Here is a 25,028-nt window from a genome sequence, read left to right as displayed (position 1 = left end):
GGAATATAATAAATCAATTTATATTGAAACTAACGAACATTCTCAACGATATAAGAGTGGAACATACTGTTTTTTCACTGCCCTTTTTATTAGCCTCTGCATTTATAGCTTCAAATGGTTTTCCTGAAATTGATAAATTAATTCTTATAATATTGGCACTTTTGTTTGCAAGGGCTGCGGCTATGTCCTTTAATCGATTTGCAGATGCAAATATTGACAAATTCAATCCAAGAACCGCAAAGAGATCTATTCCAAAGGGTGCAGTGAAAAGAAAAGATATGTTTTTGTTTGTATGTTTTTGTTCGGCAATGTTTATTTTAACCTCGTACTTTCTTGGAAATTTGACATTTTTGCTGTCTCCTGTAGCACTTTTTATAGTTTTTTTCTATTCATATACGAAAAGATTTACTGCACTAAGTCATATAGTTTTAGGTCTTGCCCTAAGTCTTGCACCTGGTGGAGCGTGGATTGCATTGAGAAATGATTTTGGTTTAGTCCCGTTTTTTATGATGTTTGCTGTAGTTTTCTGGCTTGCAGGATTTGACGTTTTGTATTCTCTTCAGGATCTAAAATATGATATAAAACAAGGACTCCACTCTATACCTGTTGCAATAGGCGAGAAGAATTCTTTATATGTGGCAAGGTTTTTTCACTCCCTTACCATACTCTTTTTGTGCCCAATAGGAATATTGGCTCAAATAAGTTTCGTTTACTATCTAGGCTTAATTATATTTGCAGGCCTTTTGCTGTATGAGCATTCCTTGGTAAAGCCAAACGATCTTTCTAAAATAGATGTTGCTTTTTTCAACGTTAACGCTATTTGTTCATTTATATATGCTTTTTTTGTAATTTTTTCTGTTTTAATAAAATAATACTACTAAGGTGGATAAAGTTGAAAAAGATTGTAATAGGTATTACTGGAGCTAGCGGCATTAGATATGCTTTAAAAATAATTGACGTTTTAAAAAGAGAATGTGATTTGTGTGTGATATATACTAGGGCAGCAAGACTTGTGATGATGGATGAAGAAGGTATTGACATTAGTGAGATAAAAGAGAGACATGGCGATGTAAAGTTTTATGATGAAAGTGATTTTAGTTGCAAATATGCATCGGGCTCACAAAGACCAGATGCTGTAATTGTTTGTCCCTGTTCTGCTGCAACGCTTTCAAGCGTTGCCAATGGTTTGTCTTCAAATCTTTTGGAGCGCGTTTGTGATGTAGCCCTCAAAGAGGGTGTAAAGCTAATTTTAGTTTTTAGAGAAACGCCTCTAAACTTGATTCATATTGAAAATATGAAAAAGGTTGCTATGGCAGGAGGTATTATTTTGCCTGCCTGCCCAGGATTTTATAATAAACCAAAATCAGTAGAAGATATGGTAGATTTTGTGGTAGCGAAGACCTTAAAGAGGATAGGAATTGACAGCGAACTTTTAAAACCCTGGGAAGGTGACAATAAATCTTAAACTTTAAGGAGAGTAAAAAATGGGAAAAGTTTTTTTAGTTGGTGCAGGTCCTGGGAATGATGGACTCTTTACTATACGAGGGATGAATATTTTGAAAAAGGCTCAAGTTCTGGTTTTTGATAGACTTATTCCCAAAGAGCTATTACAGATGGTTCCAGAAAGCTGTGAACAAATTTATGTAGGAAAAGAATCGAGCAAACATGCAATGAAGCAAGATGATATAAACAAGTTGCTTGCTGATAGGGCATCTGAGGGCAAGTTGGTAGTCAGGTTAAAGGGAGGGGATCCATTTTTATTTGGTAGGGGAGGAGAAGAGGCTTTGTATCTTAAAGAAAGGGGTATAGAGTTTGAATTGGTTCCAGGAATTAGCGCGGCTTTAGCTGTACCTTTGTATGCAGGAATTCCTGTTACACACAGAAAGGTTGCTTCATCATATGCTATCTTTACTGGTCATGAGGACCCTACCAAAGAGGACTCTACTATTGATTGGGAGCACTCTCTTGGGGCAGATACTCTTGTTTTCTTTATGGGGGTAGAGAGGCTTGATAAGATAGTAGAAAAGATAATTGCTGTTAGAAAGGATAAAGAAATTTCTTGTGCACTTATTCAAAACGGCACTCTTCCCACTCAGAAGGTAGTTGTTGGAAACTTGTCAAATATAGTAGAACTTGCTGAAGAAAATTCAATCAAACCTCCTGCACTGTTTGTGGTTGGAAATGTCGTAAAATTGAGAGATGATCTGACATGGTTTGAGAAAAAATTATTGTTTGGAAAAAGAGTTGTAGTAACCAGATCAAGAATAAAAGCAAGTCTATTAAGTGAAAGGTTAAAGGAAGAAGGAGCAGAGGTATTTGAGATACCTGTTATAAAGTGTGTTCAAATAGCCGATCAAAGCGAATTTGATTTTATTTTTAATAACTTATGTAGTTATGATTTTATTATTTTTAGTTCATCAACGGGAGTAGATATCTTTTTTGAAAACCTGTTTAGATCTGGATATGATAGCAGGTGCATAAGATCTAAGATTGCTGTAATAGGTGATGGAACTAGTGAAGCACTTTTGAAATATGGGATAAGGGCGGATATCGTACCTGATAAGTTTGTGGCTGAAAGCCTTGTCGACAGCATTGAAAAAACTAATGAGCCTAAGAAAATTTTAATACCGAGGGCAAAAGAAGGCAGAGATGAGCTAGTAAGAGGTTTGTTGGAAAAAGGGTATGTGGTAGATGATTTTCACATATATTCTGTACAACCTGAAAAAATTTTAAAGGATGAAGTTGAAAAGGTTTTTCAAGACGAGAAAGAAACTTTTATAACCTTTGCAAGCTCTAAGACAGCTGAGTATTTTTATGAATCACTTGGGGAGCACAAAGATATAGCGCTTAGAAAAGCTAAAGTAGTGTCTATTGGGCCTATTACTTCTGAGAAAGCGAAGAATTTGGGATTTAATGTAGTGGCTCAGGCAGAAGAGTACAACATAAACGGATTGGTAAAGGCTCTAATAGACTACGTAAAAAAATGAGCTAATAGGAATTTTTGGAGCTTTTTTTAAAATATAGGAGAACTGATAACAAAACAAAGCTTATAAAGTTCCACAAAACTATTGGCATTTGGAATATAGAGAGGCCATATATTACCCAGCAAAATACTCCTATCCACATCATAACTAACATTATGAGGGATATGTCATTTGTTGAGCGCGTCTTCCATGCCTTTATTACCTGTGGCACAAGAGAGCTAGTTGTAAGCATTCCGGCAAATAATCCAAGATATGTTTCAAACATAAGAATATTATAACTTAAAAGATTTTTTGTTAAAAGTGAAATAAAAATTAAGTTTACTTTTATTGTCAACTATTTTATAATATTAATCATGGAGGTGATATATATGTGGTGTTCTGGTCCAGGATTTTATGGTCACGGCTTTTATGGAATGCCGTTTTTTGGTATGCTGTTTCCTATATTTTTCCTTGCAGTTTTAGTTTTTGCTCTTTTCTACTTCTTTAGACCAACGATGAGTAGATGCTCTGTGCTTAGTAGTAGCACTTCAAACGAAGAACTTATAAAGGAGATAAATAGCTTAAAGGAAGAGATAAAGAGGTTAAAAGAAGAAAAATAAATTTTTTCGAAGTCGAAGGGCATTGGTCATAGAATTGGTCAATGCCCTTTTTTATTGTAAATTTAACCTTTTAGATGTAAAATGGGCTTAGTGTACTTAGAATAAGTAAAAAAGGAGTGAAAGGTATGTATAGGCCATATAATGATGAGCTAACGAGTAGAACAGTTGCTCTTGACGTATCGGGATTTTTTAGAGGAGTATTTACGTGGATGTTTTTGGGGCTCTTGTTTACAGGAGTGATTTCATATTTAGTAGCATCAAACGATTCAATTTTAAGGTTTATTTTGAGTAACCCAATCTTGTTTTATGGGATAATTGCTTTGCAATTTGCAGCAGTGATAACCCTTTCTGCTGCTATTACAAAGCTCCCTGCTGAGGTTGCAGAGTTTATCTTCATATTGTATTCTACTTTAACTGGAGTAACCTTTTCGACGCTATTTGTAATTTATACTTCTAGTTCCATAGCTTCTACCTTTTTTGTTACTGCTATATCTTTTGGCGTAATGGCTCTACTTGGATACACAACAAAAGCAGACCTGACTAAGATGGGAACATTTATGATGGCTGGGCTTATTGCAATAATAATAGGTTTTATTATAAATATTTTCTTGCACAGTAGCGCTTTGGTGCTTCTTTTGTCTGTAGTAGGCGTGATTGTCTTTTTGGGACTTACTGCATATGATATGCAAAAGCTTAAAAAGATATATGCTGCTGGCCTCTTTGACGAGAGAAAAGAGACAGTACTTGGTGCTCTTACATTATATTTGGACTTCATAAACCTATTTCTTATGCTGCTGAATATAATGGGAAATAGAAGAGACTAAATTTTTATTACTAAAAAATTTTTAGGAATTGGCTATAAAATATTTTTGTCCATTCTGCAAAGCTGAGTTGCCAGAAGATTTGGAAATCTGTCCCTTTTGCAAAACTGATTTGAGGGATAATGTTTCTTATGATGATAAGATAATATTGTCTTTAGACCATCCAATACTTGATGTTAGAATGTTATCTATTAAGTTGGTTGGAGAAAAGTGCATAAAAAAGGCCTTGCCAAAACTATCTGATCTTGCAAACAAATCAAGCGATCCGTTGGAGCTAATTGCTATATACAAGTCTTTAAAGCAAATTGGTTCAAGTGAAGCTAATAAGATAATAGAAAAGATAAGACAAAAGAATAATAAAATTGTGAACAACTATATAGATGAAATTACATCTTGATTGTATAGTTTGTTTTCAAAAACAAGCTCTCTTTGCTACAAAAGATTTGGATGAGAGCTTGCGGGCAAAGATATTAAAGAAAGTGATGCTTTTTCTGTGTAATGCTGATTGGGAGACTTCTCCTGATGAGTTAGCAAACGAGGTTCACTTTATTATAAGAGAGGTCTCTGGCTTATCAGATCCATATAAAGAAGTTAAAGAGAGAAGCAATAGAATTGCTCTTGAGATGTGCCCTGAATTAAAAGAAATTTTGGATAGAGAAAAATTTGAAAATAGGCTTTATACGGCTGCGAAGCTAGCTATTGCGGGAAACATAATAGATTTTGGTCCCTCTAATGAGTTTGATCTTAAGAACACTGTGAATGAAGTAATGAACAAAGATTTGGCTATTGATAACTTTGATAGTCTTAAGAAAAAGATAGTTTCTTCTGAAAGACTACTCTACTTTGCAGACAACGCAGGAGAGATAGTCTTTGACAGGATATTTATTGAAGAGATGTTAAGAACAAGAGATAGGCCATTTAAACAAATTAGCTTTGTAGTAAAGAGCGGACCTATAATAAACGATACAATGTTGGAAGATGCTTGTAATGTAGGAATTGACAAACTTCCTAATGTTAAATTCTTAGAGATTTCAAACGGAGAAAAGAATAGTGCTCCCTCAAGAAGAAGCGATGAAGTGAGAAGATATATAAATGAACATGATATAGTAATTTCAAAAGGGCAGGGGAATTTTGAGGGATTAAGTGAGTTTCATAATATTTTCTTTATGTTGATGGCAAAATGTAACATAATAGCAAAGGAACTTGGAGTTGATATAGGAAGTAGCGTTATAAAATATAAGAAATAACTGAAAAATTTTTTGTTCCAAAATTGCTTCTTGAAGAAAGGACAGTGTGAATAATGAGAATAAAGGTTTATAAGGAATTTAGCTTTTCTGCTGCACACAAGCTAGTAGATTATAAAGGCGATTGTGCCAATCTTCATGGGCATACTTACAGGTTAGGAGTCGCAGTGTCTGGACCTATTGGAGAAAACTCTATGGTAATAGATTTTAAAATCCTTAAAAATATTGTAGAAGAAAGGATAATTTCTAAATTGGATCACAAATACTTAAACGATATTATATATAACCCCACTGCCGAGAAGGTTTGTGAGTGGATATTAAACGAATTAAAAGATTCTGTACCTGAAAGCGTAAAATTAGAATTTGTAAGGCTTTGGGAATCAGAAACATCTTATGTGGAGATATCTGTATAGTGATAGCGATTCATTCTATATTTGAAAGCATATCAGGGGAAGTAGGATTTATGCCTCAGGGTTCCTGGTGCACAATAGTAAGGCTTCAAGGGTGTAATTTGAGATGTAGATGGTGCGATACAAAGGATTCTCAGAGCATTGAAGCTAAATATATGCTTTCAATTGATGAGGTTATAGATAGGTGCAAAAACCATAAGGTGCTCATTACTGGGGGAGAGCCACTTATTCAAGAAGAAACTCTCAAGTTGATAGATCGCTTGATAGAGAGACATCACTTTGTTCAGATAGAAACTAATGGAAGTATATTCTTACCAAGTGGTTATTCGTCCGATTGTGGTTGGGTGGTGGACTACAAGGGTCCGTCTTCTGGGATGATGGACAGGATGCCTTCATTTGAGGAGTTTATAGATAACTGGATAGAGCACAGGGTTATAGTGAAGCTAGTAGTGGACAACTCTAAAGAGGATCTTGAATTTGTTTTTCAAATCCTTTCAAAGATGTACGGTCTTTTTCAATTTGCGATTAGCCCTCTGGATGCAAAGGGAGAAAAGATCTTAGATATTGTAAACTTTATTAGGGAGAGGGACGAAAAATTATTGGGCGATCTGATATTTTCAATTCAGATGCACAAGGTTGTGGGGCTTTTGTAGGGGGTTTGGATTATTCAGTAATTTCTAATTAATACCTCTGTTATCTTGCCCCTTCCTTTTGCGTTTGAATTAATAGCGCGCGATGCAAAGACCTTTTTAATATTGTATGATTTGTATAGCTCGTTTATAACTTCCGTATCAGAATTGGAGAGTAAAAATTTTGCGCCTTTTTTGTCAATTTCATCGCAAACAGCTTTGAGCTTAAACTGCATGTCAATGTTAAATCCTTCTTTTGTGTATGATGTGAAGCTTGACGTTTTATTTAAAGGAAGATATGGGGGATCAAAATAGACAAAGTCGCCTTTTTTTACGTAGTTTAATATTTCAACAAAATTTTTACAACTTATCTGTGTATTTTTTAAAATTTTCGAACAATTGAGAATATTTTCTTCATCAACAATTTTTGGGTTTGAATAATTTCCAAAAGGTACATTGAATTGACCCTTGCTATTAACCCTATAGAGCCCATTGAAACAAGTTCTATTTAAGTAAACAAAGCGGCTTGCCTTTTGGACATCTGACCAATTTCTATAGCTTGCATTCCTGTCAGCGTTTCTAATTTTTAGGAAATATTCTTTCGTATTTATGTGTTTGCGTAAATCGGCTATTAACTGTAGGGGATTATTTTTTACTACATTGTATAAATTTATCAATTCTTCATTTGTATCAGAAATGTAGGCATTTTCAGGTTGTATTTCAAAGAAAACAGCGCCGCCTCCTATAAAAGGTTCGAAATAGCGATTGAAATGTTTGGGCATGTTTTCTTTAATTATCGAAATTAACTGCCTTTTCCCTCCTGCCCATTTAACAATCGGATGAGCCTTTAGTTTTTCTTTATAATTTTCTTTTTCTAAAACTATTGGCATAGCACCTCATTTTATTTTCTAAATTTATCTTTGACAGCTTTAGTAAACAAAAATCTCAAGAATTACTGATAATGCAAGAAATTAACAATCTTTTTATTGCTAAAAAGTGAGTAATATGTTTGTAAATTATAAATTGTATAAAATAAATTATTCTATAGTAACTCTTCTCATTTTTTCTTCCATTCCACCTTCTTTTCTGACTTGAAGTTCTCAGTAAAATGAAAGCAAAATCTTCGTTCCCACATCGGGCGTGCTCTCTATTTCAATCCTGGCATTGTGCAGATCTAAAATTTCCTTTACAAGGCTTAGGCCCAGTCCTAAACCTTCAATTTCTTTTGACCTGGAAGGATCTGCCCTATAGAACTTGTCAAACACCCTTTCAAGCGATTCTTTTGGTATTCCGATACCACTATCGACTATCTCTACGCGTTTTTCTGGATGAATGAAAATATCTATCGTGCCGCCTTCTCTATTATACTTGATTGCATTGTCTATAAGGTTTAAAAAGACCTCCATAATTAGCGTTTCATCAGCATCAATCAAAAATGTATTGCCTTGTATGTTGCAAATTAAACGTTTCTTTTCTATTTGATCTTTTAATAGTGTGACTGATTTATGAATTATTTCTTGTATATCAAGAATTCTCTTCTCCAGAAGCTGTGTGTTTTCTATTTTTATAAGCTTGAACAGAGTGTTTATAATGCTTTTCATGTGTTGGGCTCTTTCTTTAATCTGTTTAATGGTATTAATATATTCTTGTATGCTTCGTTGTTTTCTGAGCGAAATCTCTGTTTCCATCATTATTACGCTAAGAGGAGTTTTTAATTCGTGAGAGACGTCTGAGACAAATTGTTTTTGTTTAGTAAAAGCATTATCAAGTTTTTTGAACGTTCTATTAAAAGAAATAGCAAGAGGCTTGAGTTCATCTACTACATTTTCGTCGATGTGGCTCTGGAATAGATTAGATTCTGAAAGTTTACTTATTGTGTAAGAGATCTGTTTAATTGGCTTGAGCATTATGTTTACGATAAATAGGCTACCTAAAGCGCTCAATAAAATTGCCCCAAAAATTGATAAAAGTAGTACGCTTAAGTAAGTTTGGAGCAAATCTATTCTATTTTCAATGTCTTGAGCACATTCTATTAAAAGATGTTCATTATTTATAGTTATATTGTATGGTACGATTCGAAGGATTCTATTTTTAAAGTAGAAAGTTTTTGCCGAACCTACAATAGGCAAATTATCAGATCCTAAGGATTCAGATTTTTCTACAATTTTTGAGTTCTGAATTATCTGGAAATACTGATTTGAGTTTTTTGAATATTCTTTTAGAATCTCATCAGAAAACTGTAAGTTTATGCCGTTGTCTTCGTCTATAAGAGTAGCTATTGCCTTAGACTTTACAATAAGAGCATTATCAATTGATTCTAGAACGATACTTTTAAGACTAAAGAACAAAAAAGTACCTAATATCCCAAATATTATAGATGATATGATAAGGTAGAATATAAATAGTCTAAATTTTATAGAATTCACTCTTTTAGGCTGTAACCAATGCCACGATATGTGTGAATCAACTTTTTGTCAAAATCTTTGTCAATTTTATTCCTGATTCTATTGATAAATACATCTATAACGTTGCTATATAAATCAAAATCTTCATCGTATAAGTGCTCGATTATTGATGTGCGACTTATTACTTTATTTTTGTTTAAGGCTAAGTATTCAAGAAGAGCATATTCCTTTGCGCTAAGATCAATTCTTTTATTGCCCCTTTTGATAGTTTTTTGTGCAGTATCAATTACTAAATCAGAAATTTTTATTATTGGGCTGGATGTTGCAAATCTTCGCCTTATCAAAGCCCTTACTCTGGAAAGCAGCTCTTCAAAAGAGAATGGCTTTGTAAGGTAGTCGTCAGAGCCGCTGTCCAAACCGAGTACCTTATCCTTTACAGAGTCTTTAGCTGTAAGTATGATAACTGGCGTTGAAATATTTTGTTCCCTTAACTCTTTCAATAAGCTAATGCCGTCAATAATTGGCAGCATAATGTCAAGCACTATGGCATCATAAATATTGTTTTTTGCAAAAAAAAGACCATCCTCGCCGTTGTATGTGACATCTACGGCATAACCTTCTTCTTCAAAGCCCTTTTTTATTAAATTCGCAAGAGTCTTTTCATCTTCTACTATCAATAGTCTCATTGTGCTCATATTAACTTAACTTTATAGAATTTTCAATAAATAAATAAATAATAAAGAGGGGGGACAAAGCCCCCCAAAAAAATTAATCTCTTTCTTCAACACTTTCTTTTTGGTTATCTACCTGATCTATTCCTGTGCTTAAAACCTTGGCATCCTTTGCATCTACTTTTACTTCATACATCTGGTTGTTGGACACGACGTCTACATTCCAGACCAAAGTGCCGTTTTCATCTTCAAGCTTTGCTTTGATAACCTTTCCTGGTTGGGCTGAAAGAGCACTTGACACTGCCTGATCAATTGTTGTGCGCGACAGATCTGCATAGCTTGCCTCGTTATCCTGAGTAATCTTGATAGATCCTGTTACATGCTGATCAGCTTTTGCTACTCCAAATGCTGAAGTTGTCAGTAATAGTCCTCCAATTGCTAAAACTGTAAACTTTTTTACACCGTTCATAACACACCTCCGTTTTTTAATTCTTGTAAAGAACTATACACGAACGAATATTAACGGAAGATGAACGAGTAAAAGGGAGTTTTTTATAAATAGACTTGACTTAATATGTTGTTGTAATATTATCAAATAATATGATAATTGAGGTGATGTTATGAATAGTATTATCAGAAAAACAATTATGATTGATGAAAAAATATTTAAAGATATTAAACACATAAATCCTAAAGCAAATTTTAGCGACATAGTGAGAAAAGCTTTGTCTGAATACATAGAAAAGATGAACATTAAAGAGGCTTTAATCTAAAGGGTAAATGGCAAGAAGAAATAGAAGATCCAATTAAATTTGTTGATGGATTAAGAAAAGAGGAGGATAGGCATATTGGTGAGTGGGGTAATAGCAGAAGCTCTATCCAGAAAAAGAACTAAATATTAAATCCGAAATATCATATTTTTTGTTATGTGCTTCGCAAGCTGGCAAAATATTCGTTCACATCATTTAAGAAGTAGGACATTGGCACTTTAAAAGCTGTCAGAAAAATCTTGTTTACCGGTACACCGCTATGAAGGAGTTGATAGAAATAGATAACGTTCTCAAAGCCATTGCCCTGAATTAACTTGTAAGTCATAAGTACTGCCATTTGATATACTGGATATTTTTTCATCATTTCATCCAGACACGATAGTCATAGGTGACCAGTTTGTGAGCGTCAGGGATTGAGGGAGCCTCATGGCAAACTTCATAACACCATATCCATCATATGTTCCATTCTTCCATTCACCATCATAAACTATGCCATCAGGCCATCTGAATACACCTTGCCCGTTTCGCAGGCCGTCTTGGAAGTATCCGTCGTATGAATATCCATTTGACCATTTAAGATTTGCCTTGCCATTTAGCTTACCAGCTTTCATTTCTGCGCTGCCTTGAACCTTTGTCTCTTTATCAGGAATTTTATAGACACAGGTTAAGTTTCCTGGACCATCTGCCATTCCATTTACTACCGCCCCTGACCAGCTTACTGAAACTAATGAAGCACTATTGTCACCGGATATAATGCAAATTTTTGCACCATTTGTAGGATCAACTCCACAAAGTTCTGTCCCTTGCGCTGCTGAATTGTCTGCAGAAACTGCTAACCAAATCACTATACATAACCCTAATAATAATGCTCTCTGAATCGAATTGAACTTTTTAATGGCTTTGTATAATAGTTGACTTACTTCATTTTCTCCTTTCAGGTTATTTTTATTTTTTACTTAAAATTATATATTTTGTAGACAATATTGTCTATTTCTTAAATTGGTTTTGGCTAAAGATTAAATTAAGATGGGCATAATCTCAAATAAAAAATTTTTATGAAAAAAGTTAACAAAATATAAACGAAAAGGGAAGGGTATTATAAATTTAAATTGTAGAGTTTAAAAGTTGGCCGCTCAATTTTTTCTAAATTTTTTGTCTGAAAATTGAGTTTTACTTTAGAAGTATGGAATTAATTTATTAATTTTTTTATTCATATGCATAACAAGTTATTATGTAATATCTTTGTATTTTTTCTTAAATTCGTCAATTATTTTGTAATCATAAAAATCTTTTTTAGGACTTTTGATATTTTTGGGGTCTAATCTTCTGGTATGTTTTAATTTTGGATTACCATTAATTATATCTTTTCTAAACTTGTGAAATTGTTGATTCATTTTAAAATTAGGTATATCTTCCTTTAATTTGTTGCATAATACTTTATAGTCTAATGTAAAATTTTCGGGAACTGCATCTACATTTTTATACTTAGTAAAAACAATTCCAACATCTTTTAGAATTTGTCTTTGTTCTTCTGTTAAATCTCTTTCATTTATAAATTTTATTGGTAATGTATCTCTACTTTCGTGATTCACAACCTGTATTAATATTGCTTTAAAAGAAAATTGTCCAGATTCCCAGATTTCTGTTGATAATGTCGATCTAAATGCTTTTATAAATTCAACAATTTCAATTGCATTTTTCTTTTTTAATTCTTTTTTTGATGCTTCTATAAAATTTTTTGGACTTTGAAAAATCTGAATAGAAAAAGATAAAAATGTATCAATTCTATGTTTTTCTCCAAAGTATTTATCTAAATAGCTATTAAGGTTCAAAACACTTGATTGACATTCACCGAATATTGATGCATCTAATTCTGGTAAGTAGCTATGTACAATTAAATTTCGTAAACCTGATAAAAATTCAATATTTTTTTGAACGGCAACATCTGGATTAATTTTAAAAAATTCTTTCAAACATTTGTTTAGATCTCACCATTTTCTATATTTTGTAACTTTACCATCTTGCGATTTCTCTTCTATATACATATATCTTGGCTTTATACTTTTTTCATTTTTACGATAAAATGGTTTTATTTTGTTTTTTAAAAAATATGCGTGAAATAGCGAAGTCCAGCTAATACATATCATAACGATGAAACCTCCAGATTTAAAGGAAACGGCAGGTTTGTTATAATATTCAATTGCTAATAGTGCAGTATCTTTAGCTTTTTGAAGCATTTGTTTTACTATACAAGGTTCTCTTCTCATATAATTATTTTCCTGATTCGATAATTTCTATTTCTTCTTCGGTTAATTCATAAAGTTTATAAACTAAGCGATCTATTTCTTTCTCCCATTCACTCGTATCTGCCTGTGGATTTTGTTTCTTAGCAGCCATAATGTTACTTGTAAGTGTTTCTATATTTTGTACTATTTCTTGATTTGATGAGGTTATGGGAGCAATGGGCATAATTTCAACATATTGATTGGAAAGTCTAAAGCCAGTAAAACCATATTGATGAACAATCATTGAAACATATTCATATATCAATTTGGAATCTAAAACTGCCATAATGTATTTTAAGTTATTACCTGTAAAAAAAGCCATGCTATCAAGTACAAAGACATTTGGTTCGACGAGACAAAAAGTTGGTGCCTGTGTAATTCTTTGCCACACCACCTTCTCTTTCTCAAACTCGGATATATGCGATGCAGAGTCTACTTGTAATTCGTACCATTTGTAAGATACTGTATTGGGATCGCCCGCAATTTTAGCCCCTCCTGTTCTTAATTCTAATCTGTTTTTATAAGGTTTTAAATAATTGTAAATCGTTGGATATTTTGAAATATCTATGCCTTGATAAACCCATAAAAGCCACAACCCCGCCCACTCATAATAATATCTTTTTATATCCCTTCCTCGAAGAATTGGTCTTATAATTTTACTTGTTCTTTCTCTTTCTTCTTCAGTATTGCAATTTTTAAGTATTTCGTCTCTTTTCTCTGTAGTTATAATAAATGCTTCATTTAGGCCTGTTAAAATGCCACGATAAATTTTTACATCCCAGTCTTTTAGCGGTTTTCCAATTCTTTCTATCTTTTCTTTTAGCTTTTGTTCAGCGCTACTTCCTATGAACCAAGCGTCTTTAGAAAGCTTATCTAAGATTACTCCTCTTTCTTTTATAGCGTTTAATATGTTTCCCTTATCTTCCTTTTGTAATGTAGTAGCAACGAGTTCTTTCTGGTTTTCTTTCTTTTGAACGAGCAAGATATTTGTATCTACTGTTGCGCTTTCAAATACTCCAGGTCCTAAATCAACTAATATCTTTGGATTATACTTTGTAAAAAACTCTCTTAGCTTTTTTCCATAACCTGCTCTCATCCACTTGTTTGAGGTTATGAAGCAAAGATGTCCATTTTTCTTTAATAACTTTATGCCCTTTTCATAAAAAAGAGCGTATATGTCTCCCATGCTGTCAAATACTTTGTAATTAAAGTTTTTATAATTTTTTGCAAGTAGTCCTGCATTCTTTTGCAGTTGTATATACGGCGGGTTTCCAATTACAATGTCAAAGCCACCGCCACGCATTACCTCTGAGAAGTAAACTTCGAAGTCAAATTCTGTATGTTTGCCTGTAAGATTTTTGATCTCTTCATCGATTTGTTTTTTTAATTCTCTCTTTTTATCTGAATTCGTCTCTGTTTGATGTTCTTTTTTAAGAGCTTCTAAATTATCAAAGTCTTTATAATTATATAAAATTCTCTCAATATTTAACAAGGAATCGCCTGATACCAGCTTGTAGTCTAAGTTTGGAAGAGGCTTTATCTGAGTAAGGTCTTCTTCGTCCACTACTAAAGACAGCCAGAATCTTAGCCTTGTAATTTCTATGGCTCCTTTGTCTATATCTACTCCATATAGAGAATTTTGGATAGAGTGGCACTTGAAGTTGTATGCGGTTCTATCTGTATCATCAATATATGGACTTAAAATTTCTCTTGCCTTTACGATTTCGTGCATAAGGCCTATGGGGAAAGCTCCAGATCCTACAGCAGGATCTAATATTCTTATATCTTCTAAAAGTCTGTCTATTGTTTTAGCGTTTTCTTTTATAAAACCAGGGATCATTGAATTGTATATTGAGGTTTTTTGTTCGCCCATTTCAATTCTTTCTTCTTTTTCCATTGCAGTTTTATCATTTTCTATAAAGTGTTCAGAGTGACAGATAAAGTTCTCTATATCTTCTTTTAGACTTTTTAAATTTTGAGATATGCTTTTAAGATTTTCAAACAAATATTCAACAAGGGCGCTTTGTGCCATAAAGTGCACTATCTCTCTTGGAGTGTAATAGACCCCGTATTCTTTGTTAAACCTGTTTTCAGAGCCCTTGCTCTTAAGCGCCTTTTTATATTCTTCAAAGTTGTCTTCTCTTATTGCGTTGAGCTTCTCATAGATTTTACCCAAAAGCTCAGGATCTACTGCTACCTCTTTTTCAAGCGGTTCGTCTTCTTTCACCGTAAAGTTAAATAGATCAAATACGTCTAAGATTCCATCTTCATTATTGTTTGAAAATAGATCGTTTGGTATCAATAGATCTATATTTTTCCAGTCGTAGTCACTAAAAGGTTCAAAGAGGCCGCCGTTTAAAAACGGTATTTTGCAGCCCAGACGCTCATGCCAGCTAGGATCTGCCTGATGGCTTCTTTCATTATTTAGGGCATCGTAGAATAGATATTCCAAGTAGTCGTTAAAAAAGTTTTTCTTCTCATCGATGCACCTTTTAAATAGTGAACGGAGGAAATTTTTATCCCCTTCACCCCAATTTTTATCTTTAGAGACTCCCAGCCAACCCTTTTTTTGCAAGAAATACAAGAAAACAATCTGACCCAGTAACTTTTTGGAAAAATCTACAACGCTTATATTTTTGATTTCAAATTCTTCTCTTAGGGATTTGTCAATATCAATTCTCTTTTTTATTTCATCTACTGTTTTTATAAATAGATTTTTATATTCTTTAAAAAACTCATCAGTTACCCGTTCGGCTTTGAAAGCTTCTTCCAGGTCGTCGAGTGTCGGTTTTCTGTCAGAAAGGACCAAAGTGTGAAAGCGAGACTTCGCTGTATGACTGTTTTCATTTCTTCCTACTAGAAATGAAAACCTTTTTGCTGGACTAAGCTTTTCTATTACATTGCCTTTTTCATCAAACCTGTATTCCATTTTTACTAAGGAAAAGCGCCAATCTTCTTGATTTGGCGACACAAAGGCAACGAGCGCTGCATCTTTAAGTTTTCCGCCTCTACTGCCGTTTAGATACCATCTGATAAAATTTCTCTGGGCAGTTCTTGCCCTTAGTAGAGAGGTTTCACTTTTTAGTTCAACTATTAATAGATCTATTTCTTTTTTGCCATCATTATATTTGCCAATTCTTTCTAAAGAGCTAATATATGGCTTAAAACATTCTCTAACATAAATGCCGACATATCTGAAATTATCCTTTTCAAATTCTTTTAGAAGTGCTCCTAAAAATTTTATAAATTTAGTTTTTTCAAATCTATCTTCAAAGGTATCTTTTATTAAATTTTTGAATAGATTTTCGTTCATTGCCCCTCCTTTAGATACATAGACAAAATTACTTCTGTTTTATTTGAGATGTCTTCATCAGATGAAGAGCTTGAGTAGTGTTCTTTTAATAGCCTTTCTGGCAAGGCGCTTTGAATTGCACCCAGAATTTTTAAAGAATTTACCTTTTGTTCTTTTAGGTTTTCTATAGATTGCAAAATCTTAGTTAAGGTTTTTTTAGGGATTTCGCCATTTTCTAATTTCTCCTGCAAAGTTTCTATATATTGTTCTTGTGTGTCGGTAAGAGGAGTTTTGTCTATTGCTTTAAGGTATCTTAGTATGGTTAGAGATTTATCCCTGCCTCTTCTTGTGGGCATGGGTTCAGTGCTATTTAAAGTTTGTGAAAATTGCTCTGTGTTTAAGTTTAAAAGATCATAAAAATTTTCTGGTAATTTTACTCTTAGATCTTCTGGTGCGCTTTCCAGGAGAGATGCTGCGCTCATAAAATCTAATTCAGTTGATTCGCCTCTTTTTGCAAGATAAAATTTTTCCACCTTTCCCTTTCTAAAATATGTAAGTAAACCTGACTTTTTATGACTTATCTTTGCACTTCTTGCCTTCTTTGGCAGATATTTAATTTTTTGGAACAAATCTGGATTCTTTTCTCTAATATCTTGAAGAATTCTAAAGTATTTTAATTCGCTTTCTTCTATTTCGCTTTCTCCGGTAATTGTGGTCTTTGAAGTTAATTTTCCAAACAATTCATGTGATCCTATTGGTTCGTCTTCAGTTAGCACTGCTGCATCGTCACCCAATAAGGTCAGGAATGCCTCTATCTTTGATTTGGCTATTTCTTGAAGTTTGATCTGGTCATTTGACTGCTGAGTAGGAAAGAAGTTAAAAACGAACAATTCGTCAAATTTTGTGCCGACGCGGTTTATTCTTCCAACTCGCTGCATCATTCTTGTGGGATTCCATGGAATATCGTAGTTTATAATTACGTTTGACCTATGAAGGTTTACGCCTTCGGACAATACTTCAGTAGAAATTAAAATGTTGTACTCGTCTTTTTGATTATTTGAATTAGCATCAAAGTTTTCTATTACAATATCTTTTATTTTCTCGCTTGATGAGCTGCTAAATACTAGTATTTTTTTATTAAGATCATTTTCAATTTTTTCTGCAATATAATTTACAGTATCTTTGGATTCGCTAAATATTATTAACTTTTTATCCTTTAAAATCTTATTTGTCTTTAATTGTTCAAGAAGTTTCTTAAGTTTTGGATCTCTACTAATTCTTCCCCACATTGTTTTTATTTTGGAAAAAGTTTCATAATCTCTTTCTAAATCTTCTTTAAATCTTTCCTCAAATTCATCGCTTGAATATCTTTCAGCTTTATCCTCTTCTATTAACTTTTGGATAGCCTCATCGTCGTCATTTTCTATATATTCGAATATTTTATTTGTATATTTTTTGCTTATATACACGTTGCCTTTCTTAAATTCATCTATAAATTTTTTATAGTTATCTATAAATCTATCTATTGTCAGACGAAATGCGTGAAATGAGCTCTCCAGCCTCTTTACAAGTAGCACTTTCATAAATGTGCCCATGTTTAGCTGACCATATTTTTCGATGATTGATAGATCTTTTGATTTTAAGTAAAGAAGCGGGGTGTATCTTGCGTAGCTAATTTGTTTAGTTATTAACCTTATAGTTTCGTCAAAAATTTTGTTTTCTTCATCGTTTAACTCATAAAAGAGCGCTATTGGGTCATTTACCTGAGGAAATTTTAACTTATTTTTCTCTAAATCTTTAGGAAAATACTTTTCTATTTCACTTCTTGTTCGCCTTATCATAAGATATTTTAAAATTTTTTCTCTTATTAGATATGCGTTTTCTTTAACTGCTTCGATGTATTTTTCAGGATTTTCTTTTTTATCTATGCTTTTAAGCTTTTTTTTCAGATTGTTAAAGAAGCTTTCTAAATCTATTATGCCTGGAATCGTGCTTTTTCGAGGGCTCTGAAATAGTTTTATCTGAGATAAAATGTCCTGTGGAGAATTGTTATATGGGGTTGCGCTAACTAATATTATCCTTTTGCCGCGACATATTTCAGAAAGGAGGGTATAAGATACTGTGTCCTCAGTTCTGAATTTGTGAGACTCATCTATTATTATATTTTTGTATTTATCAAGATTATACGTTTCTTTTACCCTTTTTAATTGGCCAATAGATTCTGTATCAAATTTTAAGTTAAACTCCCTGAACACGTTTACCCATGAGCCAGGATTTTTTGGGTTAATTAAAACAGGAGAGGCCAATATTAGCGTTCTGCCATCAAGCTGTGAAGCGAGCATTGCTGCCATATAGGTTTTTCCTAATCCCACCACGTCAGATAAGAAGACTCCACCGTATTCTTCCAGTATGCGCCTTGCGTTTATGACCGCCTGCTTTTGGTATTCAAGCTGCAAAAAATTATTTGGAAGTTCTAGGTTATATAGCTCGCCTGACTCTTCCAGGTCACGTTTGAAATATTCGTACAAAAACTTCAAAAATAATTCGTAAGGGGATATATCATTTCTTAGCCATGTTTTTTGTTCGATAGTTGTAATATAGTCTTCACTTACATCGACTGAGTTTTCCCATAATTCTTCAAATTTTTCTTTCGCGAATTTGTAATCGCTAACATTTTTTAGCTCGACGTTGAATTCTAAATTATTGGACAAGCCAGACTGGCTGAAATTACTTGAACCTGTAATGACTCGTCCTGCATCCCTGTCGCTTTCAGAAAAGCTCATTATATATAGCTTTGCGTGCAAGTTCCTTTCAGGATAGGCTTTAATCTGAATTTTGCCAGATTTGAGCCACTCTTTAAAAAGCTCAATTCCCTTTTCTACTTCATATTTGTTTTCTGAATCCTCTATTTCTTCTTTTACTTCATCTGAATACACTTCTTTTACGTGATGGTAAGATCTAATAAGCTCATGTGTTTTTTTATCCGTGCCGATTCCAATTAAAATCCTAATCCTTTTTGTTTTTACAAAGGCTTCATATAGATTATGAAATCCGCTCGTATAAAAATACCCAACCAAGCAATCAAAAAACTCAGCGTCCTTTATCAACACCTTAAAGCGCTCAAGTAGGCTTTGTCCATTTTCGTTTGTAATAAAGGTTAGGTCTGTATTGATTTTAATTCCCCTTATAATGTAATTTTTAGTCATAATTTTAAACTTATTTAGATATTTGTTCAATATTTTTTTACCTGTGAATATCAAACTGTCCCTGTATGATCTTTGTCCCTTATTTGACAGTTCCTTTTTATTGTGTTTTAATCAATTTATGGAAGATATATACCAGACACATGATAAATTTTTTAAACAGATAATCTCAAATATTGAGAATGCAAAAAGCTTTGTTGAATTCTCTTTGCCAAAAGAGATTTTAGAACAACTTGACCTTGATACAATAAAACCTATAAACACAGAAAAGATTTCAAAGAAGTATAAAAGGTTTAATTTAGACATAGCTTTTAGATTTCAGACAAAAACCAGTTCAGCCCAGGTGTATTATCTACTGGAGCACAAATCAGAGACGGGAAGCTTTAGTAATATCCAGATACTCTCATATATGCTTGCAATATGGGAAGAGGATATGAAAAACAAAAGGCCAATAGAGCCAATTATTCCAGTAGTTTTCTATCACGGAAAAACAAATTGGGACAAACCTATAGATTTTTCAGATCTATTTGAAGAAAAATATATCTATAAAGATTATCTGCCTGCTTTTAAGTATATTCTGATAGATACAAATAAAATTGAAGAAGAGAGATTTCGCCTTAACATAAATAACAAATGTCTTCTAAGCGCATTATTGCTGTTTAAATTCATATTTTTAGGTAAAGACTTAAATAAATATTCTGAGATACTCTATATCGTAAAAGATTTAGATTTAGACGAGTTTTTGATATACTTGATGTATATTACAACTGTAAATGACCTGGAAGAAGAAGAAATAAAAACTATATTAGACTCTACTGTAGGAGGTGATAAGATGGCACCTGTAATTGAGAAGTGGATAGAAAAGGGAAGAGAAGAGGGCATTAAAAAAGGTAAGGAAGAAGGACTATTAGAAGGTATGGAGAAAGGTAAGATAGAGGGTATGATTATTGAAGCCCAGGATTTACTTTTAGATGCCATTGAAGCCAAATTTGATAAAGTCCCAAGAGATATAAAACTAATGGTGAAAAAAACAAAAGATAGGGATAAACTAAGAAGCATACTTAAAGCGACCATCAAGGTTCAAAGCATAGATGAAATAAGGGATATGTTTTAAGCTCAGGTTAGTCCAGGATTTTATCACTTCACATCAAACTTATTTACCTTCGCATACCTAATTAGCCCTGCAAGGTTCATCTCATCTGGATTTGCAAACTGGTAGAAGTCTCTAACTTTTTTGTCTGTGAAAAACGAGTCTACGTATTCTTTGAATATTGGAAATAGAGTATTGTAATCGTCTGAAAATTTTATTTGTTTTCTTATAAATTCGTCATATTTTATCAAGTTTTCTTTTAAGATTTCAAGGTGATCTAATGCATCATCAAAGCATCCAAAGTGTGAAGGACATATATAAGTGGGTTTAAGGCTCTTCATCTTCTCTATAGTTTTTAACCACAGGGGGATATCTATATCTGGAGGTGGAACTGCTGGCATAATTGGGCCGTCATTAATCCTTACTCCTCCAGTATCGCCTGTAAAAAGGTGGTCTTCAATAAGATAAACGTTGTGATGTTTTGCATGTCCTGGAGACTCTATTACTCTGACTTGAACGTTTCCTATAGTTACAATTTGTTCATCTGAGGTCTCTATTACCTTTTCTTCGTCAATAGGAAGAGTGTCTCCCCAGAGTTCACGAGTTCTTTCTTTATAGACCATTGTAGCCGATCTAATAAGCCTATCTGGATTTACAAGATGCTTTTTGCCGTTTGGGTGTACGTAAATTTTTGCACCTTCACTTGCAAACCTGAATGCAGCGCCAGAGTGATCCAGGTGTATGTGGGTGATAAAGACATTTTTAATATCCTTTATTTCATAGCCGGCTTTATTCAAAGCAGTTTTTAGATTTTCAAATGTTGAATCTGGGCCTGTTTCTATTAAGAAAGGGGGATCTGTTTCTACAAGATAACTACTCAAAACGTGTTTTGAATTTAAGAAATTTAAGTCAAGCGTTTGAATTCTCATCCTTCCTCCAGAGTGAGTTTTATATTAAAAAATCGATAAAGAATATTTTATATTAATTTTGTTAAAATTAAGCTTTAGAGGTGATGATAAATGAAAGGTCGTCGTTGTGGACATGGAATTGGAAGGCATCATAGGGGGAAAGTGGGGCGTTTTTCAAGGAATAATTTTAATAACCTTTTTGGAGTTGGAGCGGTTAATTCACAGATTGAGAATATTCAAACAAGTACGGTTGAAAGTACTAACGATAAAGCTTTAAAGACACCAAGAAAATTAAAGGTTGCAAGAGTAGACCCTATTTTGTGCAAAGGATGCGAAGTGTGCCTAAGGTTTTGTAAAAAGGGAGCAATATCGATTGTAGATGGGAAGGCGCGTGTGGATGAGCCCAAGTGTGTGGGCTGTGGAGCTTGCGTAAAGGGTTGCAAAAATGGTGCCATAAGTTTAGTTGATAGGTTATGACTATTTAAATTTATTAACTATATAGTAAAATACATCTAAAGCAGTTGCCCTAAGTTCCGCCTGTTGGGAGTAGGGTTTGTGGTGGCGGACTAAAAATATCCCAACCTGAGATCTGTTGACTCAGCCAAAGAGTAGGAGATGATGAAATATTTTAAACCCGAAGTGGAGCTTTTGCCCAGGAAAGAGATAGTTAGTCTCCAAGAATCAAGACTTAGAAGGTTAGTGCGTTATGTCTACGAATTTGTCCCATTTTACAGAAGGAGATTTAACGAATTGGGGATAACTCCATCTGATATTCGAGATATTGAAGATATCAGAAAGCTCCCCTTTACGTTAAAGAGCGATCTTAGAGATAATTATCCATTTGGTATGTTTGCAGTAAATAGAGGAGAGATAGTCAGGCTTCACGCATCAAGTGGGACTACAGGAAAACCTACTGTGGTTGGGTATACCCAAAACGATCTGAACGTTTGGGCTGATCTGGTAGCAAGGGCACTTGTGGGTGCTGGGGTGAGCAAATATGATACCGTACACATTGCGTACGGATATGGACTTTTTACAGGTGGTTTGGGACTTCATTACGGAGTTGAAAGGCTTGGCGGCACAGTAGTTCCATCTTCTGGTGGTCAGACGAAAAGACAGATTCAACTTATTATGGATTTTGAGGCAACAGTTATAGCTTGTACTCCATCTTATTTATTACACCTTGCAGATGTGGCTGAGGAGATGGGACTTAGCCTTAAAGATTCAAAGCTAAGAGTTGGAGTGCTTGGGGCTGAACCGTGGTCTGAAGAAATGAGAAAAAAGATTGAAGAAAGAATTGACTTCACTGCAGTAGATATTTATGGTCTTTCTGAGATAATGGGTCCGGGAGTGGCTTGTGAGTGTCTTGAAAAGGATGGACTTCACGTTGCAGAAGATGCGTTTATTGCTGAAATAGTCGATCCAAACACCTTAGAACCTCTGCCTCCTGGTGAGGTTGGGGAGCTGGTAATAACCACACTTCTAAAGGAGGGCATACCTCTTATTAGATACAGAACAAGAGACCTGACAAAACTTAACGTTGAACCCTGCATATGTGGCAGGACTCATGCGAGGATTTCAAGGATACTTGGAAGATCTGACGATATGCTTATTATCAGAGGAGTAAACGTATTCCCTTCCCAAATCGAATCTGCACTGGCTCAGGTGGAAGGCACTTCTCCTCATTATTTGATAATAGTAGACAGAGAAAAAGAGTTAGATACTATTGAGGTTTGGGTTGAGGTTTTGCCAGAACTGTTCACTTCAGAAGTAAGGTCTTTGGAAAGGCTTCAAAAGAAGGTGGCGGACTCTATTTATAACATCTGTGGCATATCAGTAAAAGTAAAGCTTGTTGAGCCAAAGAGCATAGAAAGGTCAGAAGGTAAGGCAAAAAGGGTGATAGATAAAAGAAAAATTAACAAATAAGTTCTTAAGGGGTGTGTGAATTTTGAAAAAGATAATGTTGGGCAACGAGGCTATTGCAAGGGGAGCATGGGAGGCAGGAGCAACATTTGCATCGGCATATCCTGGAACGCCTAGTACTGAAGTTATGGAGAACCTGAAGAAATATGAAGAGTTGTATGTAGAGTGGGCTCCAAACGAAAAGGTCTCCCTTGAAGCTTGTTTTGGAGCTTCTCTTTCAGGTAATAGAAGCATATGTTCTATGAAACACGTTGGGTTAAATGTTGCTGCAGATGTGCTTCAGACTATGACTTATACGGGAATAAACGCAGGATTGGTTATTGTGGTGGCTGATGATCCTGGCATGCACAGTTCTCAAAACGAACAAGACACAAGATATTTTGCAAAGATGTCAAGGGCAATAGTTCTTGAACCTTCAGATTCTCAGGAAGCAAAAGATTTAACCAAGTGGGCATTTGAGGTTTCAGAAGAGACCGACTTGCCTGTAATAATCAGATCTACTACAAGGCTATCTCACTCTTCTTCAATAGTAGAGCTTGAAGATAGAGTAGAAGTCTTAAAAAAGGATATAGATAAGAGGCCAGAAAAATATATTGTTTTGCCTGCCAATGCAAGAAGGCTCAGAGCAAATCTTGACAATAAAGTAAAAAAGGCTGTTAGCATTTTTGAAAAATCAAACTTTAATAAAATTGAGGGAAATGGAAATACTGGAGTTATTGCTTGCGGCGTTGCTTATGAACATGCAAGAGAAGTCTTTAAATACGCTTCATTTTTGAAACTTTCCACTACCTATCCCTTGCCTAAGTCCCTAATATCTGATTTCGTTAGAAGATTTGACAGAGTATATGTCATTGAGGAATCAGATCCCTTTGTGGCGGATGAAATTAGAGCAATGAATTTGGGGGTCGAGATTATTGGGAAAGAGGTTTTTGAGCCATCTCTTGAGATGTCACCCGATTTGATAAGAAAGACGCTTTTTAATGTGGAGGCGCCAAAATACGATTTGCCAGTTCTTCCCAGGCCTCCGCTTTTTTGCGCTGGATGTCCTCACAGAGGAGTTTATTATGCGCTAAATAAAATAAGGATGAAGAAAAAAGACCTTTATATAACATCTGATATTGGCTGTTATTCTCTTGGGGCGCTGAAGCCTCTGGACGCAACTGATACGATTATATGTATGGGGGCAAGTCTTGGAATGGCTGCAGGGCTGGCTCAAAACCTTAAATCTGATGACGGCATTAAAGTAGTAGCTACGTTAGGAGATTCTACATTTACTCATGCAGGGCTTCCCGGAATTGCTGAATTAGCTTACAATAAGGCGCCTGTTCTTGTAATTATATTAGATAACAGGACTACTGCTATGACAGGACACCAAGGAAATCCTATGTCTGGCATAAGGGCAAGAGGCGATGAAACAGATCCCATAAAGATAAAGAAAGTCTTGAAAGGCTTAGGGATAAATCACGTAAAAGTTGTAGATCCTATAGACTTTAAAAAGCTTCAGAAGACTATTGAAAAGATGTTAAAACTTAACGAGCCATGCGTTATTGTTTCAAAAAGGCCATGCGTTTTGGTTGAAAGGGCCCAAAACGTTAAATATACTGTGGATGAAGAAAAGTGCAAGGGTTGTAAGATATGTCTAAATGTAGCATGTCCTGCAATGAGTTTTAATAAGGATATAAAAAAGGTAAAGATAAGAGCTGATCTGTGTTACGGTTGCAGATTGTGTGTGGACGCATGTCTACACGGCGCAATAAAACAATTATAAAGGCTATTTTAGACTTGGGAGGAAGA

Annotated in this window: 24 protein-coding genes and 1 pseudogene; 14 read left to right on the top strand and 11 right to left on the bottom strand. The window is 34.3% G+C overall.

From position 1 onward, the window contains the following. Positions 1–23: 23 nt before the first annotated feature. From THENA_RS07555 to cobA, 3 genes are read left to right on the top strand one after another with little or no spacing between them, the layout of a single operon-like run. Positions 24–872 (top strand): UbiA-like polyprenyltransferase, encoded by an 849-nt coding sequence (locus THENA_RS07555; RefSeq protein ID WP_013756810.1) that lies wholly within the window; start codon positions 24–26, stop codon positions 870–872. Between the two features lie 20 nt (positions 873–892). Beyond that, on the top strand, positions 893–1,465 hold the full coding sequence (locus THENA_RS07550; RefSeq protein WP_013756809.1) for a UbiX family flavin prenyltransferase: 573 nt from the start codon (positions 893–895) through the stop codon (positions 1,463–1,465). Between the two features lie 19 nt (positions 1,466–1,484). Then, a complete protein-coding gene (gene cobA / locus THENA_RS07545) occupies positions 1,485–2,987 on the top strand; it encodes a uroporphyrinogen-III C-methyltransferase (protein ID WP_013756808.1) in 1,503 nt (500 codons plus the stop codon). A 1-nt stretch (position 2,988) separates the two neighbouring features. Here cobA and THENA_RS10265 read toward each other — a convergent pair whose 3' ends face one another. Continuing rightward, entirely contained in the window at positions 2,989–3,216 is a 228-nt protein-coding gene (locus THENA_RS10265; protein WP_407635126.1) for a SemiSWEET family sugar transporter, read from the bottom strand. Between the two features lie 136 nt (positions 3,217–3,352). On the opposite strand from THENA_RS10265, the gene THENA_RS07535 reads away from it, so the two are divergent. The 6 genes from THENA_RS07535 (at position 3,353) to THENA_RS07510 (ending at position 6,711) form a co-directional block, all read left to right on the top strand. Then, the gene (locus THENA_RS07535) at positions 3,353–3,583 is read left to right on the top strand and encodes a hypothetical protein (protein ID WP_013756806.1); all 231 of its coding nucleotides are present in this window, start codon (positions 3,353–3,355) and stop codon (positions 3,581–3,583) included. Positions 3,584–3,708: 125 nt separating this feature from the next. Further along, the gene (locus THENA_RS07530; RefSeq protein ID WP_013756805.1) at positions 3,709–4,407 is read left to right on the top strand and encodes a Bax inhibitor-1/YccA family protein; all 699 of its coding nucleotides are present in this window, start codon (positions 3,709–3,711) and stop codon (positions 4,405–4,407) included. A gap of 28 nt (positions 4,408–4,435) precedes the next feature. Then, positions 4,436–4,801 (top strand): HEAT repeat domain-containing protein, encoded by a 366-nt coding sequence (locus tag THENA_RS07525; RefSeq protein ID WP_013756804.1) that lies wholly within the window; start codon positions 4,436–4,438, stop codon positions 4,799–4,801. Then, entirely contained in the window at positions 4,785–5,651 is an 867-nt protein-coding gene (locus tag THENA_RS07520; RefSeq protein ID WP_013756803.1) for a damage-control phosphatase ARMT1 family protein, read from the top strand. The genes THENA_RS07525 and THENA_RS07520 overlap by 17 nt, the downstream gene beginning before the upstream one ends. Before the next feature lie 53 nt (positions 5,652–5,704). Beyond that, positions 5,705–6,061 carry a 6-carboxytetrahydropterin synthase QueD gene (queD, locus tag THENA_RS07515; RefSeq protein ID WP_013756802.1) on the top strand — a complete coding sequence of 119 codons (357 nt, stop codon included), beginning with the start codon at positions 5,705–5,707 and terminating at the stop codon, positions 6,059–6,061. Beyond that, positions 6,061–6,711: a 7-carboxy-7-deazaguanine synthase QueE gene (locus THENA_RS07510; RefSeq protein WP_013756801.1), complete on the top strand. Its 651-nt coding sequence runs from the start codon at positions 6,061–6,063 to the stop codon at positions 6,709–6,711. Before queD ends, THENA_RS07510 begins: the two co-directional genes overlap by 1 nt. Before the next feature lie 14 nt (positions 6,712–6,725). Here THENA_RS07510 and THENA_RS07505 read toward each other — a convergent pair whose 3' ends face one another. The 4 genes from THENA_RS07505 to THENA_RS07490 form a co-directional block, all read right to left on the bottom strand. Then, positions 6,726–7,577, bottom strand: a complete 852-nt coding sequence (locus THENA_RS07505; RefSeq protein ID WP_013756800.1) for a DNA adenine methylase — start codon at positions 7,575–7,577, stop codon at positions 6,726–6,728. Between the two features lie 210 nt (positions 7,578–7,787). Next, the gene (locus THENA_RS07500; RefSeq protein WP_013756799.1) at positions 7,788–9,113 is read right to left on the bottom strand and encodes a sensor histidine kinase; all 1,326 of its coding nucleotides are present in this window, start codon (positions 9,111–9,113) and stop codon (positions 7,788–7,790) included. After that, a complete protein-coding gene (locus THENA_RS07495; protein ID WP_041437991.1) occupies positions 9,110–9,778 on the bottom strand; it encodes a response regulator in 669 nt (222 codons plus the stop codon). The genes THENA_RS07500 and THENA_RS07495 overlap by 4 nt, the downstream gene beginning before the upstream one ends. Positions 9,779–9,860: 82 nt before the next feature. Continuing rightward, complete coding sequence (locus tag THENA_RS07490) at positions 9,861–10,232, bottom strand: PepSY domain-containing protein (protein WP_013756797.1); 372 nt, start codon at positions 10,230–10,232, stop codon at positions 9,861–9,863. Positions 10,233–10,383: 151 nt separating this feature from the next. On the opposite strand from THENA_RS07490, the gene THENA_RS09940 reads away from it, so the two are divergent. Then, positions 10,384–10,536, top strand: coding sequence for a hypothetical protein (locus THENA_RS09940; RefSeq protein ID WP_013756796.1), 153 nt, complete (start codon positions 10,384–10,386; stop codon positions 10,534–10,536). Positions 10,537–10,687: 151 nt separating this feature from the next. On the opposite strand, the gene THENA_RS07485 is transcribed toward THENA_RS09940, so the two are convergent. The 5 genes and pseudogenes from THENA_RS07485 to THENA_RS07465 form a co-directional block, all read right to left on the bottom strand. Further along, complete coding sequence (locus THENA_RS07485) at positions 10,688–10,894, bottom strand: hypothetical protein (RefSeq protein WP_041437989.1); 207 nt, start codon at positions 10,892–10,894, stop codon at positions 10,688–10,690. Positions 10,895–10,898: 4 nt separating this feature from the next. Then, positions 10,899–11,378 (bottom strand): MORN repeat-containing protein, encoded by a 480-nt coding sequence (locus tag THENA_RS07480; protein ID WP_013756795.1) that lies wholly within the window; start codon positions 11,376–11,378, stop codon positions 10,899–10,901. A gap of 384 nt (positions 11,379–11,762) precedes the next feature. Further along, positions 11,763–12,770, bottom strand: a pseudogene (locus THENA_RS07475) (DUF3644 domain-containing protein). Between the two features lie 34 nt (positions 12,771–12,804). Then, complete coding sequence (locus THENA_RS07470) at positions 12,805–16,131, bottom strand: Eco57I restriction-modification methylase domain-containing protein (protein ID WP_013756794.1); 3,327 nt, start codon at positions 16,129–16,131, stop codon at positions 12,805–12,807. Continuing rightward, positions 16,128–19,316 carry a helicase-related protein gene (locus tag THENA_RS07465; protein WP_052296109.1) on the bottom strand — a complete coding sequence of 1,063 codons (3,189 nt, stop codon included), beginning with the start codon at positions 19,314–19,316 and terminating at the stop codon, positions 16,128–16,130. The genes THENA_RS07470 and THENA_RS07465 overlap by 4 nt, the downstream gene beginning before the upstream one ends. Positions 19,317–19,434: 118 nt before the next feature. On the opposite strand from THENA_RS07465, the gene THENA_RS07460 reads away from it, so the two are divergent. Next, a complete protein-coding gene (locus tag THENA_RS07460; RefSeq protein WP_013756792.1) occupies positions 19,435–20,427 on the top strand; it encodes an Rpn family recombination-promoting nuclease/putative transposase in 993 nt (330 codons plus the stop codon). A 23-nt stretch (positions 20,428–20,450) separates the two neighbouring features. Here the strand turns inward: THENA_RS07460 and THENA_RS07455 are convergent, their stop codons facing one another. Further along, positions 20,451–21,332, bottom strand: coding sequence for an MBL fold metallo-hydrolase (locus THENA_RS07455; RefSeq protein WP_013756791.1), 882 nt, complete (start codon positions 21,330–21,332; stop codon positions 20,451–20,453). A 90-nt stretch (positions 21,333–21,422) separates the two neighbouring features. Here THENA_RS07455 and THENA_RS07450 point away from each other — a divergent pair, with 90 nt between their 5' ends. The 3 genes from THENA_RS07450 (at position 21,423) to iorA (ending at position 25,002) form a co-directional block, all read left to right on the top strand. Beyond that, positions 21,423–21,788 carry a DUF362 domain-containing protein gene (locus THENA_RS07450; protein ID WP_013756790.1) on the top strand — a complete coding sequence of 122 codons (366 nt, stop codon included), beginning with the start codon at positions 21,423–21,425 and terminating at the stop codon, positions 21,786–21,788. Positions 21,789–21,929: 141 nt separating this feature from the next. Beyond that, positions 21,930–23,237: a phenylacetate--CoA ligase family protein gene (locus THENA_RS07445; RefSeq protein ID WP_013756789.1), complete on the top strand. Its 1,308-nt coding sequence runs from the start codon at positions 21,930–21,932 to the stop codon at positions 23,235–23,237. A 22-nt stretch (positions 23,238–23,259) separates the two neighbouring features. Further along, a complete protein-coding gene (gene iorA, locus THENA_RS07440; protein WP_041437986.1) occupies positions 23,260–25,002 on the top strand; it encodes an indolepyruvate ferredoxin oxidoreductase subunit alpha in 1,743 nt (580 codons plus the stop codon). The last annotated feature ends 26 nt before the right edge of the window (positions 25,003–25,028 follow it).

The organism is Thermodesulfobium narugense DSM 14796 (genome assembly GCF_000212395.1).
GTDB lineage: Bacteria > Thermodesulfobiota > Thermodesulfobiia > Thermodesulfobiales > Thermodesulfobiaceae > Thermodesulfobium > Thermodesulfobium narugense.
This window is presented reverse-complemented; position numbering and strand designations above follow the sequence as displayed.

Coding starts and splice junctions, on each gene's coding strand:
- THENA_RS07505 (WP_013756800.1), bottom strand. CDS start 7,577: ATGCCAATAGTTTTAGAAAAAGAAAATTATAAAGAAAAACTAAAGGCT.
- THENA_RS07460 (WP_013756792.1), top strand. CDS start 19,435: ATGGAAGATATATACCAGACACATGATAAATTTTTTAAACAGATAATC.
- cobA (WP_013756808.1), top strand. CDS start 1,485: ATGGGAAAAGTTTTTTTAGTTGGTGCAGGTCCTGGGAATGATGGACTC.
- THENA_RS07485 (WP_041437989.1), bottom strand. CDS start 10,894: ATGAAAAAATATCCAGTATATCAAATGGCAGTACTTATGACTTACAAG.
- THENA_RS07465 (WP_052296109.1), bottom strand. CDS start 19,316: ATGACTAAAAATTACATTATAAGGGGAATTAAAATCAATACAGACCTA.
- THENA_RS07455 (WP_013756791.1), bottom strand. CDS start 21,332: ATGAGAATTCAAACGCTTGACTTAAATTTCTTAAATTCAAAACACGTT.
- THENA_RS07445 (WP_013756789.1), top strand. CDS start 21,930: ATGAAATATTTTAAACCCGAAGTGGAGCTTTTGCCCAGGAAAGAGATA.
- THENA_RS09940 (WP_013756796.1), top strand. CDS start 10,384: ATGAATAGTATTATCAGAAAAACAATTATGATTGATGAAAAAATATTT.
- THENA_RS07495 (WP_041437991.1), bottom strand. CDS start 9,778: ATGAGACTATTGATAGTAGAAGATGAAAAGACTCTTGCGAATTTAATA.
- THENA_RS07490 (WP_013756797.1), bottom strand. CDS start 10,232: ATGAACGGTGTAAAAAAGTTTACAGTTTTAGCAATTGGAGGACTATTA.
- THENA_RS10265 (WP_407635126.1), bottom strand. CDS start 3,216: ATGCTTACAACTAGCTCTCTTGTGCCACAGGTAATAAAGGCATGGAAG.
- THENA_RS07470 (WP_013756794.1), bottom strand. CDS start 16,131: ATGAACGAAAATCTATTCAAAAATTTAATAAAAGATACCTTTGAAGAT.
- THENA_RS07535 (WP_013756806.1), top strand. CDS start 3,353: ATGTGGTGTTCTGGTCCAGGATTTTATGGTCACGGCTTTTATGGAATG.
- THENA_RS07530 (WP_013756805.1), top strand. CDS start 3,709: ATGTATAGGCCATATAATGATGAGCTAACGAGTAGAACAGTTGCTCTT.
- THENA_RS07520 (WP_013756803.1), top strand. CDS start 4,785: ATGAAATTACATCTTGATTGTATAGTTTGTTTTCAAAAACAAGCTCTC.
- THENA_RS07450 (WP_013756790.1), top strand. CDS start 21,423: ATGAAAGGTCGTCGTTGTGGACATGGAATTGGAAGGCATCATAGGGGG.
- queD (WP_013756802.1), top strand. CDS start 5,705: ATGAGAATAAAGGTTTATAAGGAATTTAGCTTTTCTGCTGCACACAAG.